The sequence below is a fragment of the Novosphingobium sp. LASN5T genome (assembly GCF_003856955.1).
Lineage (GTDB): Bacteria > Pseudomonadota > Alphaproteobacteria > Sphingomonadales > Sphingomonadaceae > Novosphingobium.
The window spans coordinates 19,047-31,294 of sequence record NZ_RQSI01000018.1 but is presented as its reverse complement, the minus strand read 5'-3'; the positions used below and the strand labels follow the sequence as shown (position 1 = coordinate 31,294).

Here is a 12,248-nt window from a genome sequence, read left to right as displayed (position 1 = left end):
CCGACGGGGCTGCGTCAGTTCGATTCCACCGTCGGCTGGGGCTTGATCGCCTCGGCCGAAACCACCTTCGGTGCCGGTCCCTTGGCGATCACGGCGGCCAGATCCTCAGTCTCGGCGCAGGTCTTGCCACACAGCCCTTCCAGCCGCGACAGGTTGCGTCGCGCCTTGTCGACGGCGCCCTTTTCCACCATCGCGCCGCCTTCGCCCGAAATGGCGGCCAGGTTGTTGGGATCGCGCGACAGCGCCAGCCGGTAGTAATGGATCGCCTTGCCCTGCATCCCGCTGCGCCGCGCGGCATCGGCCAGCGCCACGAACGTGCCGGTGTTGCCCGGATCGACCGCCAGCGCGGCCTCGAAGCTGTTGGTCGCCCCTTCAACGTCGCCCGCCGTGAGCGCCTTGCGCCCCGCGTCCAGCAACGCCTGCGCCCGGGGGTCGATCGCCTCGGTCACCTTTGCCGTTCCCATGCTTCCGGTGACGCCGGCAAGCAACGAAAGGGCAAGGGCAACGGGTGTGTAGCGCATCACGAACTCCTTCAGCCGGGAGCCAGGGCGTGGTGATCCGGCGGTCATGGCCTTATCATCTATCATAGGCGGCGAAGCGTCGAGAAGAAAAACCCGTCGGTCCCGTCATGCGCCGGGGAAAGCCGCCATCCCGCCCCCCGTGCCCGCCCGGCCGGCATCGCCGGGAGATCGGACCGCCAGTCCTGCCTTTCGGCCAGGAACGCAGCCACCCCGTCCGCGCCTTCGGCATCGAGCAGCGAACAGACGATATAGGTCAGCCGTCCGCCCGGACGCACCAGATCGGACGCCACGCGCAACAAGCGCGCCTGCGTCGCCGCGTACCGTGCGATCGCGTTGGGCGACAACCGCCAGCGCGCCTCGGGATTGCGCCGCCAGGTGCCCGTGCCCGAACAGGGCGCATCGATCAGCACGGCATCCGCCCTGCCCGCCCAGTCCGCCAGCATCGCCGCTTCGCGGTCCGGATCGAGCAGCCGCGTTTCCGCGATCGCTCCCGCGCGCGCCGCGCGTTCGGGCAAGCGTGACAGGCGCGGCCGGTCGATATCGCAGGCCAGCAGATGCCCGCGGTTCTCCAGCGCCGCCGCCAGCGCCAGCGTCTTGCCGCCGGCGCCCGCGCACAGGTCGATCACGCTTTCGCCCGGCTGGACCGCCAGCGCCGCGCAGGCGAGCTGGCTGCCCGTGTCCTGCACTTCGAACAACCCTTGCGCGAATTCCGGCCAGCTTTCCGCCGCGGTGCCCGCCGGCAGGCGCAGCGCGTCCGGCGCGACGGTGCGCTCCGCCGCCACCGGCAGGCGCGCGGCCAGTTCCTCGCGCGTGGTCTTCAGCCGGTTGGCCCGCAGGTCCAGCGGCGCCCTGCCCAGCAAGGCGCCCTGCTCGTTGGCGTCCAGGCCCGAGGCCAGCAGCGCCTCCTCCAGCCAGCGCGGCGCAATGCCGCCCGCCGCCGCCGGTTCGCCCGGCGTGATCGGCGCGGGACCATAGGTGGAACCATCGAAAAGGGCGGCCAGAACGGAATCTTCCGCCGCCAGCCGCAGCACCGCGGCACGGCCGCTCGCCGGCGCTTCACCGCAGGCGCGGATGGCGTTCCACGCCAGTTCGCGGATCGCGCGGCGATCCTTCGATCCCACGAAGCGCCGCGCCCGGAACCACTCCGCCGCGATCCGGTCTGCCGACGCGCCCTGCCGGGCCGCCGCCGCGATCACCGCGTCAAGGATGTCGATCGCGGCCTGGACGCGCGCGGCGGGGGTCACCGCGTGGGGTAGTTCGGCGCCTCGCGCGTGATCGTCACGTCATGGACGTGGCTTTCGCGCAGGCCCGCGTTGGTGATGCGCACGAACTTGGCATTCTTGCGCAGACTCTCGATCGTGGCGCTGCCGGTGTAGCCCATCGCCGCCTTGATCCCGCCAACGAGCTGGTGGACCACGTCCTTGGCCGGTCCCTTGTAGGGCACCTGTCCCTCGATGCCTTCGGGCACCAGCTTCATCTGGTCCTTGATGTCCTGCTGGAAATAGCGGTCCGCCGAACCGCGCGCCATCGCGCCGACCGACCCCATGCCGCGATAGGACTTGTAGGCCCGGCCCTGGTACAGGAACGTCTCGCCCGGCGCTTCCTCGGTGCCGGCCAGCATCGAACCGATCATGATCGAGCTGGCGCCCGCCGCCAGCGCCTTGGCCGCATCGCCCGAGGTGCGCAGGCCACCATCGGCGATTACCGGCACATTGCTGCGATCGGCTTCCTCGGCGCATTCCATCACGGCGGTCAACTGCGGCACGCCCACGCCCGCGACGATGCGCGTGGTGCAGATCGATCCCGGCCCGATGCCCACCTTGATGCCGTCCGCCCCGGCATCGATCAGCGCGCGGGTCGCTTCGCCCGTGGCGACGTTGCCAGCGATCACTTGCACCGTGTTGGAAAGCTTCTTCACGGCTTCCACCGCGCGCGCGACATCGCGGTTATGGCCATGCGCGGTATCGATGATGATCACGTCGCATTCGGCCTCGACCAGCGCCTTCGTGCGCTCCAACCCCTTTTCGCCCACGGTTGTGGCGGCGGCCACGCGCAGGCGGCCCGCCGCGTCCTTGGTAGCGCTGGGGAACGTCACGGCCTTCTCGATGTCCTTCACCGTGATCAGGCCGATGCAGTGGAAGGCATCGTCCACCACCAGCAGCTTTTCGATCCGGCGCTGGTGCAGCAGGCGGCGCGCATCGTCGCCGCTGGTGCCGAGCTTCACCGTGGCCAGGTTCTCGTGCGTCATCAGTTCGCGCACCGGCTGCGCCGGATTGTCGGCAAACCGCACGTCGCGATGGGTAAGGATGCCAAGCAGCTTGCCGCTTGGCTCCACCACCGGAATACCGCTGATCTTGTTGGCGCGCATGATCGCCTGCGCCTCGCCCAGCGTGGCATCGGGCGCGATCGTGATCGGGTTGACCACCATGCCGCTTTCGAAGCGCTTGACCGCGCGGACCGCTGCCGCCTGTTCCTCCACCGTCAGGTTCCGGTGCAGCACGCCGATCCCGCCCAGCTGCGCCATGACGATCGCCATGTCCGCCTCGGTCACGGTGTCCATCGCCGAGGACAGCACCGGAATGTTGAGCGAGATCGCGCTGGTCAGGCGGGTGCGGGTATCGGCCTGCGATGGCAGCAGATCGGACTCGCCGGGACGCAGAAGAACGTCGTCGAAGGTAAGGCCGAGGGGGATATCCATGGTGCTGCCACTTTCAGTCCGGGGAGAATCGTGGCGGCCCATGTAATCAAGCCGGGCGGTTTGCGCTAGGGGGTAGCGCCTTTGGTCGCACCGCCGCCCGATCCGGGCGCCGGAACGCGCTTCGCGTCGGCGAATTCGCGCACCAGTTCGGTGTGCAGCGTCACGTCATCGGCCATGCCGCCCACCTCGATCAGGTCCGCCTTGTCCGCCGGGGTGTGGTAGCGCTCCTTCATGAACCGGTCGAGCCGCTCGGGATCGCCATAGCTGCTGCTGACCATCACCGCCGGTACATCGTGCTGCATAAGCGCCCAGCTATCCTGCCGCCGCACGAAAGCGTTGGCGGCATCGTCATTCACCAGCCTGCGCTTCATCCGCGCCACCACGCGGCCGATCCCGGCATCGAGCCCGGTCATGCCCCGGCCGACGATCGCGACCGGCCGCCCGGCCGGCACCAGCCCCGTGCTGTCGACATTGAAGGCGGCCACCACCTTGTCGAGCGGCAGCGGCGGGTTCTCGGCAAACGCCATCGCACCCAGCAGACCCAGCTCCTCGCCCGTGGTCGCGACGAAATAGACATCGCGGTCCATCGGCTTGGCGCCGCGCGCCTGCCCGCGCACCAAGCTGCGCGCGACTTCGGTGATCACCGCCACGCCCGACGCATTGTCGACCGCGCCGGGGCAAAGCCTGGGCGGCGTGCCGCACTGGCCGAAGTGATCCCAGTGCGCCATCACCAGCACCGCGCCGGCGGCGGGATTGCGCCCCTCGATCTTGCCGATCAGGTTGTGCGTCCGCACGCGCGTTTCCGTGCTGGTCGCCTCCAGCGATCCTTCCACGCCCAGCAGGCGCGAAACAAAGCCAGCCGCGGCCGCCTCGTGCCGCAGGGCGACCACATCGCGCGCGGCGCCACCCGCCAGCATCTGCCCGGCAAAGGCCGGAGTCACGAAAGCCTCGATGTCCCCGCCCAATTGCCCGCCCGCCAGCGCATAGCCCGCGCGCCGACGGCGGGCCGTCACTTCGTCGATGCGCCGATCGCCGTCCAGCACCACGATCACCGCCGATGCGCCGGCATCGAGCAGACGCCCCGGCCGGTCCTCGGTCGGGGCGGAGGGTGTCCCCGGCGGCAGGCTGTCGAGCATCAGCGCGATCCGACCCGCCAGTTCCGCGCGCGGCGGCACCGGCCCGATGCCATGCCCCACGAACAGCACCGGCGCATTCTCCACCAGGCTGCGCAGGCCGGACGTGACGACGAAAGCCCCGTCCTGCGAAACCGCCAGCCGCTGTTTTCCGCGGCGGAACGCCACGCGCGAGGCAGCCGGCACGCGCTCCACCAGTTCCACGGGGGCGAACCACGCACTGCCGGGATTGTTCGTGCCCGATTCCAGCCCGATGTCGAACCATTGCCGGGCAAGATAGCGCAACGTCTTCGTCTCGCCGTCGGTGCCCGGCTCACGGCCGCCGAATTCCTCGCTGGATAGCGTGACCACATGACTGCGCAGCGCGGCTTCCAGCGGCGTGTCCCGCCGCGACACGGGCGAAGCGGCGTTGAGCAGCGACAGCCCGGCCACGGCCACCGCCGTCGCCCGAACCAGCCGAAGCCTGCCAACACGACTCATCGACGCCCCCAAACGCTTCAACGCAGACCCGTGCTGGCAAATGCCCGAAGCCGGCGCAAGTTCCTCCTTTGGGTTCAAAAGATGAACCACCGCTGGGCAGGTTCGTTCGCGGTATTGGCCAGATCAGGCCTTTCTGTGCCATAGCGGCAGCCGGGACCGGAAAGGACAGGCAGACAAGACGATGCGGCTCGACGACTTCGACGATTCGATCAACGTGGAGGATCAGCGCGGCGGCGGCGGTCGCGGCTTTCCCGTCATCGGCGGCACGGGCGGGCGGCTCGGCTGCGGCACTATCGTGATCGCGCTGATCGCGGTCTTCGTGTTCGGCGCCGATCCGGCGCAGATGCTCGGCTCGCTCCAGCAGCAGACCCAGGAGCAGCAGAGCCTTCCCGCCGGCCCGGCCGAGGCGGGCGGCGGCTCCAGCGTGCAGGAAATCTGCTCCGTGAACCCCTTCAGCCGCGAAAGCTGCAACGCGCTATCCTCGCTCAACAAGACGTGGAAGCCGCGCTTCGACAAGGCCGGGATCGCGTTTCGCGCACCGAAGCTGGTGTTCTATTCGCAGCAGGGCCAATCGGGCTGCGGCGCGGCGCAAAGCGCGATGGGGCCGTTCTACTGCCCGCCGGACCAGGGCATCTACATCGACACCGATTTCTACACCGAGATGGACAAGCAGATGGACGCGGGCGGCGATTTCGCGCGCGATTACGTGATGGCGCACGAATATGGCCATCACATCCAGAACCTGCTTGGCCTGTCGGATCAGGTCCACAGCCTGCAACAGCGCAATCCTTCCCGCGCCAACGAACTCTCGGTACGGCTGGAATTGCAGGCCGATTGCTATGCCGGCGTCTGGGCCGGGCTCAACAAGGACCGGATCGAGCCGGGCGACATCGAGGAAGGGCTGAAGGCCGCGCACCAGATCGGCGACGATACGCTGATGAAGGCGGCCGGGCGTCGTCCGGTGGAAGCCGCCTTCACCCATGGCAGCGCCGCGCAGCGCATGACCTGGCTGCGCAAGGGCATCGAAACCGCCGACGAGGACCAGTGCGACACCTTCTCCGACCTTCGGCAATGAGGCCCTAAGGAACCCGAAGCGGCAATGGGCGTATTCTCTCCAAACCGGGGAGTTTACCGATGACGAAACAAAGCCTCGTTTCCCTCGCGGCCCTTTGCGCCACGCTCACCGTCGGCCTGATCCCGGCCGGCGGTTCGGCACAGACGGCGGTCGCCCCCAAGGACGTGACCGCCGGCGACGTGGTGACCAAGCCACTGTCGGACATGAATCTCAAGAAGGAGGATATTCCACCCATCCTTCTGAACGCCCGCGACAAGCCCTATGATCTGACCGGCCTGCGCCGGTGCAGCGATCTGCAGGGCGAAGTGCGCCGGCTCGACGCCGTGCTGGGCGACGACATCGACGTGGTCGAGGAAAAGACTGCGGGCGAAAAGCGCGGCAACACCGTGGGTTCGCTCGCCAAATCGGTGGTGGGATCGCTGATCCCGTTCGGCGGCATCATCCGCGAGATTTCGGGCGCCAACGAGAACCAGCGCCAATGGCAGGTCGCGCTCTATGCCGGTTCCGTCCGTCGCGCCTTCATCAAGGGCGTGGGACAGCAGCGCGGCTGCCGCTATCCGGCCCATGCTGCCAGCGCCGCCGATGTCGCCCGGCTGACGGCCACGCGCGAGGCCGAGGACCGCAACAGCAAGGCGGAAAGCCGCGACACGAAAGAGAGCAAGGACGGCACCCGCTACGAATCGCGCGCAGTCGTCCAGCCCACACCGCGACGGCGATAGAAATGTAAGACAATCATGACGCTTGAAAACTCTTGCCTCAAGCGTTCGTCATTGCGAGCGTAGCGAAGCAATCCAGAGCGGCTTTAGCGTGGCTCTGGATTGCTTCGTCGACTAGCGTCTCCTCGCAATGACGATGGTGAGGTGCGAAAAAACATATACACCAAATGAAAAGACCCCCGGATCGCTCCGGGGGTCTTTTGCTGTTCGCGTGTCCGCGAAGATCGATCAGTACACGCGGGCCTTGGGCTTGATGTACTCGACATCGTCGGTCAGCGTGTATTCGTGGACCGGGCGGTAATCCAGCTTCACGCCGCCGCCCTGGCCGCCCCAGCCGTCGAACCAGGCGACAGTGTGCTTCATCCAGTTCTTGTCGTCGCGGTTCGGGAAGTCCTCGTGCGCGTGGGCGCCGCGGCTTTCCTTGCGGTTGTAGGCGCCGTGCATGGTGACCGACGCCTGCGCGATCAGGTTGTCCAGTTCCAGCGTCTCGATCAGGTCCGAGTTCCAGATCAGCGAGCGGTCGGACACGTTAACGTCCTGCATACGCTGGTAGGTTTCGCCCAGCTTCACCTTGCCTTCGGCCATCAGTTCGTCGGTGCGGAACACCGCTGCGTGGCCCGACATCGTGCGCTGCATCTCCACGCGGATTTCCGCGGTCGGCGAACCACCCTTGGCGTTGCGGAAGTGGTCGAGGCGGCCGAGCGCGAGGTCCGCGCTGTCCTTGGGCAGCGAGTTGTGCGCGGTGCCGGGCTTGACCAGTTCCTTAAGGCGCAGGCCGGTGGCGCGGCCGAACACCACGAGGTCGATCAGCGAGTTCGAGCCGAGGCGGTTGGCGCCATGGACCGAAACGCAGGCCGCCTCACCCACCGCGAACAGGCCGGGGACGACCGTTTCGGGGTTGCCGTCGGCGCCGATCGTCACGACTTCGCCGTGGTAGTTCGTCGGGATGCCGCCCATGTTGTAGTGGACCGTGGGAACGACCGGCAGCGGCTGGCGCGTCAGGTCCACGCCGGCGAAGATCTTGCCGCTTTCGGTAATGCCCGGCAGGCGTTCCGCCAGCACCTTCTGATCGATGTGATCGAGGTGCAGGTAGATGTGGTCCTTGTGCGGGCCAACGCCACGGCCTTCGCGGATTTCCATGGCCATCGAGCGCGAAACGACGTCGCGGCTGGCGAGGTCCTTCGCCGAAGGGGCATAGCGCTCCATGAAGCGCTCGCCTTCGGAATTGGTGAGGTAGCCGCCCTCGCCGCGCGCGCCTTCGGTGATCAGCACGCCCGCGCCGTAAATGCCGGTGGGGTGGAACTGCACGAATTCCATGTCCTGCAGCGGCAGGCCGGCGCGCAGCACCATGCCGCCGCCGTCGCCGGTGCAGGTATGGGCCGAGGTGGCGGTGAAGTAGCAACGGCCGTAGCCGCCCGTCGCCAGCACGACCGCGTGGCTGCGGAAGCGGTGGATCGAGCCGTCATCGAGGCACATCGCGATCACGCCACGGCATTCGCCGTTTTCCATGATCAGGTCGATCGCGAAGTATTCGATGAAGAAGTCCGCGTCGTACTTCAGCGATTGCTGGTACAGCGCGTGGAGCATGGCGTGGCCGGTGCGGTCCGCCGCCGCGCAGGTGCGCTGCACCGGCGGGCCTTCGCCCATGTTCTGCATGTGGCCGCCGAACGGACGCTGGTAGATCGTGCCGTCCTTGTTGCGGCTGAACGGCACGCCCGCGTGCTCCAGCTCGTACACCGCCGCTGGCGCCTCGCGCACCATGTATTCGATCGCGTCCTGGTCGCCCAGCCAGTCCGATCCCTTGACGGTATCGTACATATGCCAGGTCCAGTGATCCGGCGTGTTGTTCTGGAGCGAGGCGGCGATGCCGCCCTGCGCCGCCACGGTGTGCGAGCGCGTGGGGAAGACCTTGGTGATGCAGGCCGTGCGCAGGCCCGCCTGGGCGCTGCCCATCGTGGCGCGCAGGCCGGAACCGCCCGCGCCGACCACGACCGTGTCATAGGTATGGTCGATGATCTTGTAGGCGGGCTGGGTGGAAGCAGAAGAAGCCATGGATCAGGCGCCCCCGAGAGCGATGCGGAGAACCGAAAGGATGCCGAAAGCGGCACCGGCGAAAGGCACGAGGTTGACGAGCAGCCAGGCGGTGAACTTGCCGGCATCCTCGTGCAGGTAGTCCTCGAGCATCACCTGCACGCCAAGGCGCGCGTGATAGAACGTGTTGATCATGATAAGGATCAGCGCCGTGGACGAGAGCGGACGCGCCGCCCAGGCATGGACCGTCGCATAATCGTAGGCCGGCAGCAGCGCCAGGCTGGCCAGCAGGAACGGTATGAGAACGATGTTGCCGACCGCGGTCAGACGCGAGAGCAGCCAGTGATGCGCGCCCTGGTGGCTGGAGCCCAGCCCGCGGACGCGTCCGATTGAGGTTCCGTTACCCATGGTATCCCCGACGTTTGAATGGACCCTGCCGGCGCTTAGCGCAGCAGCAGGAAAGCCCAGAAAAGGATGGTGGAAGCGATCGAGAAGATCAGCGTGACAACCGACCAGCGCGCATTGGCGTGCAGTTCGTAACCGGCGCCGATATCGAGGATCAGGTGGCGCACGCCGCTGGCGAGGTGCTGGAAGAACGCCCAGGTCAGGCCCACGAACACGATCTTGCCCAGAATGGCGGTGACGAACTGGAGCGCGCCGCCGGTGCCGGTCCAGACCCAGCCCAGGAAGCTTGCATAGGCTTCGGGACCGCTGGCGATCGCGCCGACCCACCACAGGAGCAGGCCAAGACCGGCAAAAGCCAGGCCATTGCCGGTAACGCGGTGAAGGATCGAAACCAGCATGGCCGGCCCCCAACGCCAGATCTGGAGATGCGGCGAAATCGGCCGGTTGCTGCGCGCCTGCGCCATGTGAACCCCCTAAAATGGTTGGCGATCGCGTTTTGGGCCGCGATCGGGAAGCGATTCGGTATTAGTCGAAATGCCGACCTGTGCAAGCGGACCAAAGTACAATTCGCCCCGCTCGGCGCCGACGCGGTTGCACCGCAACGAAACCGACTGCAAGAGGAACTTCATGACCTTCCCCCACGTCCTCGTCACCGGATCGTCGCGCGGCATCGGCGCAGCCATCGCCAAGAGCCTGGATGCGCGCGGAGCCCACGCCATCCGGCATGGCAACACACCCCGCGCCGGAACGCTGGCCGCCGACCTGTCCGACCCTTCCGCGCCGCAACAGCTGTGGCAGGCCGCCCTGGCCCAGGCGGGCGGCACGATCGATGTGCTGGTCAACAATGCCGGCCTGTTCGAGGCGAACCCGCTCGACCGGTCCGACATCGCCTGGCTGGACGGTTGGGAGGACACGCTGCGGATCAACCTGACGTCCGCCGCGCAGCTATCGCGCTTCGCCGTGCGGCACTGGCTGGAGCGCGGCGTGGCAGGGCGCATCGTTCATATCGCCAGCCGCGCCGGCTATCGCGGAGACTCGCCGGATCACTGGCACTATGCCGCCGCCAAGGGCGGGATGCTGGCGCTGCACAAGACGATCGCGCGCGGCTATGCGGCGAAGGGCATCCTCAGCTACGCGATCACGCCGGGCTTCACCGATACGGCCATGGCGGGTGATTATCTCGCAAGCCGGGGCGGCCCCGGCCTGCTGGCGGACATTCCGCTGGGCCGCGTGGCCACGCCCGACGAAATCGCCGCCATCGCGGTATTCTGCGCGCTCGACGCGCCCCCCAGCATGACCGGCGCGGTGATCGACGCCAACGGAGCCAGCTATGTCCGCTAAAGCGCTTGCCCTTGCCGCCCTTTTGCTGGCCGGCGCTCCCGCCGCCCATGCCGCCACCGCGCCGGCCCCCGCCGATCCCGTGGCGGCGCGGGCGATCCTGTCCGCCTGCGAGGGCAAGGACAGCTTTTCCGATCCCGCGCCCGCCGCGCGCATCTATGGCAACGTGTGGTACGTCGGCACCTGCACGGTCAGCGCGATCCTGCTCACATCGCCACAGGGCAATGTGCTGATCGATGCCGTGACCGAACAGGCCGCGCCTTCGATCCTTGCCAACATCCGCGCCGCCGGCGTCGATCCGCGCACGATCCGCTGGATCGTGACCAGCCACGAGCATTTCGACCATGTCGGCGGCCTGGCCACGCTGCAACGCGCCACCGGCGCGAAGATCGCGGCGCTGCGCGCGGGGCTGCCGGCGTTGACCAGCGGCAAGACCAGCCCCGCCGATCCGCAAGCCGGCCACATCGATCCCTTCGCGTCGGTCCGCGTCGATCGCGTGCTGCGCGATGGCGAAGTGTTGCGCGTGGGGCCGCTGGCGCTGACCGCGCTGGCAACGCCCGGCCATACCGAAGGTTCGACCAGCTGGCGCTGGACCAGTTGCGGCGGCAACGCGGGCTGCCAGCGCTTCACCTATGTCGACAGCCTGACCGCTCTGCCGCTGGGCAACTACCGCTTCGCGGATCACCCTGACCGCGTGGCCATGTTCCGCCGCACTTTCGCCCGCGTGCGTGCGTGGGATTGCGGCATCCTGCTCACCCCGCACCCGTCGGCCAGCGATTTGATCGAACGGATGGCCGGGCAAGCGCCACTGCGCGATCCCGGCGCCTGCCGTGTGCTCGTCGATGGGGCGCAGGATCGGTTGAACAAGGCCCTGAAGGACACGACGCCACGACCATGAGCTGGAAAATCACCGTTTACGCGCCGCGTCCCATCATCCAGGCCGCGCTCACCGCGCACGAGGACGTGTTCGACTGGGATGCCGACATTGTCATCGCCGGCAGCGAGATTGCCGAGGACAAGCCGGAGGACTGGCAGCTCGAAGCGTGGCTTCCGCGCAAGCCGGCGCGCGCGGACAAGGCGGCGATCACCGCGCTGTTCGCGGATGCCGAACCCGATCTGCTGATCGAGAAACTGCCGGACGAGGACTGGGTCACGCTGAGCCAGGCCGGGGTCGAGCCGATCGACGAAGGCCCGTTCCACGTCCACACGCCCGAATATCCCCCGCGCGCGGAGCCGGGCATCCGCAACTTCGTGATCCCCGCCAGCCAGGCCTTCGGCACCGGCCAGCACGCCACCACCGCCGGCTGCCTCGCCATGCTGGCGCACATCAAGGCGCAGGGGACCATCGTGCGCAATCTGGCCGACATCGGCACCGGCACCGGTCTGCTCGCCTTCGCCGCGATGCACTTGTGGCCGTCCGCGCGGGCCATCGCCAGCGACATCGACGCGGTCTGCGCGCCGGTGGTGCTGGAGAACGCGCAAGGCAACGGCGTGGCGATCGGCGATGGTTCCGGCGCGCTGACCATGGTCGTCGCCGCCGGGATGGATCACCCGCTGCTCGCCGCCAGCGCGCCCTATGACCTACTCATCGCCAATATCCTGGCCGGGCCACTGACCGAACTTGCCCCCGCCTTCGCCGGCGCGGTCGCCCCCGGCGGGTCGGTGCTGCTGGCCGGTCTGCTCGAAACGCAGGAACCGGCGGTGCGCGCCGCCTATCGCCGCGCCGGCCTGCGCCTTGCCGCGCGCCTGGTGCGGGGCGACTGGTCGATCCTGTGGCTGCGCCGCCGGCAGGGTGGCGCGGTGCGCGAAAGCCGGGTGGGTGCCCTGCCCGAATGGTCGAAGCGCTGGTAG

Annotated in this window: 12 protein-coding genes; 5 read left to right on the top strand and 7 right to left on the bottom strand. The window is 68.0% G+C overall.

Annotated features, from left to right (window positions below; all coding sequences use genetic code 11):
* Positions 1 to 14: 14 nt before the first annotated feature.
* The 4 genes from EH199_RS13275 to EH199_RS13260 all read right to left on the bottom strand — a co-directional run bounded on the left by EH199_RS13275 (position 15) and on the right by EH199_RS13260 (position 4,832).
* Positions 15 to 521 (bottom strand): hypothetical protein, encoded by a 507-nt coding sequence (locus tag EH199_RS13275; protein WP_223806657.1) that lies wholly within the window; start codon positions 519 to 521, stop codon positions 15 to 17.
* A gap of 62 nt (positions 522 to 583) precedes the next feature.
* The gene (locus EH199_RS13270; protein WP_124809776.1) at positions 584 to 1,765 is read right to left on the bottom strand and encodes an RsmB/NOP family class I SAM-dependent RNA methyltransferase; all 1,182 of its coding nucleotides are present in this window, start codon (positions 1,763 to 1,765) and stop codon (positions 584 to 586) included.
* Complete coding sequence (guaB, locus tag EH199_RS13265) at positions 1,762 to 3,219, bottom strand: IMP dehydrogenase (protein ID WP_124809775.1); 1,458 nt, start codon at positions 3,217 to 3,219, stop codon at positions 1,762 to 1,764. Before guaB ends, EH199_RS13270 begins: the two co-directional genes overlap by 4 nt.
* A 65-nt stretch (positions 3,220 to 3,284) precedes the next feature.
* A complete protein-coding gene (locus EH199_RS13260) occupies positions 3,285 to 4,832 on the bottom strand; it encodes a M28 family metallopeptidase (RefSeq protein WP_124809774.1) in 1,548 nt (515 codons plus the stop codon).
* Positions 4,833 to 5,013: 181 nt separating this feature from the next.
* Here EH199_RS13260 and EH199_RS13255 point away from each other — a divergent pair, with 181 nt between their 5' ends.
* Together EH199_RS13255 and EH199_RS13250 are read left to right on the top strand one after the other, a co-directional pair.
* The gene (locus EH199_RS13255) at positions 5,014 to 5,907 is read left to right on the top strand and encodes a neutral zinc metallopeptidase (protein WP_124809773.1); all 894 of its coding nucleotides are present in this window, start codon (positions 5,014 to 5,016) and stop codon (positions 5,905 to 5,907) included.
* A gap of 59 nt (positions 5,908 to 5,966) precedes the next feature.
* A complete protein-coding gene (locus EH199_RS13250) occupies positions 5,967 to 6,626 on the top strand; it encodes a hypothetical protein (protein ID WP_190287264.1) in 660 nt (219 codons plus the stop codon).
* Between the two features lie 225 nt (positions 6,627 to 6,851).
* Here the strand turns inward: EH199_RS13250 and sdhA are convergent, their stop codons facing one another.
* The 3 genes from sdhA to sdhC are packed head-to-tail and all read right to left on the bottom strand — an operon-like array spanning position 6,852 to position 9,523.
* Positions 6,852 to 8,675 carry a succinate dehydrogenase flavoprotein subunit gene (gene sdhA, locus EH199_RS13245; RefSeq protein ID WP_124809772.1) on the bottom strand — a complete coding sequence of 608 codons (1,824 nt, stop codon included), beginning with the start codon at positions 8,673 to 8,675 and terminating at the stop codon, positions 6,852 to 6,854.
* A gap of 3 nt (positions 8,676 to 8,678) precedes the next feature.
* A complete protein-coding gene (sdhD, locus tag EH199_RS13240) occupies positions 8,679 to 9,062 on the bottom strand; it encodes a succinate dehydrogenase, hydrophobic membrane anchor protein (protein ID WP_124809771.1) in 384 nt (127 codons plus the stop codon).
* Positions 9,063 to 9,097: 35 nt separating this feature from the next.
* Positions 9,098 to 9,523, bottom strand: coding sequence for a succinate dehydrogenase, cytochrome b556 subunit (gene sdhC, locus EH199_RS13235; protein ID WP_124809770.1), 426 nt, complete (start codon positions 9,521 to 9,523; stop codon positions 9,098 to 9,100).
* A 163-nt stretch (positions 9,524 to 9,686) separates the two neighbouring features.
* On the opposite strand from sdhC, the gene EH199_RS13230 reads away from it, so the two are divergent.
* Genes EH199_RS13230 through EH199_RS13220 form a run of 3 tightly spaced genes read left to right on the top strand, consistent with a single transcriptional unit; the run spans position 9,687 to position 12,248 of the window.
* Positions 9,687 to 10,400, top strand: coding sequence for an SDR family NAD(P)-dependent oxidoreductase (locus EH199_RS13230; protein ID WP_124809769.1), 714 nt, complete (start codon positions 9,687 to 9,689; stop codon positions 10,398 to 10,400).
* The gene (gene bla, locus EH199_RS13225; protein ID WP_124809768.1) at positions 10,390 to 11,295 is read left to right on the top strand and encodes a subclass B3 metallo-beta-lactamase; all 906 of its coding nucleotides are present in this window, start codon (positions 10,390 to 10,392) and stop codon (positions 11,293 to 11,295) included. The genes EH199_RS13230 and bla overlap by 11 nt, the downstream gene beginning before the upstream one ends.
* Positions 11,292 to 12,248 carry a 50S ribosomal protein L11 methyltransferase gene (locus EH199_RS13220; protein WP_124809767.1) on the top strand — a complete coding sequence of 319 codons (957 nt, stop codon included), beginning with the start codon at positions 11,292 to 11,294 and terminating at the stop codon, positions 12,246 to 12,248. The genes bla and EH199_RS13220 overlap by 4 nt, the downstream gene beginning before the upstream one ends.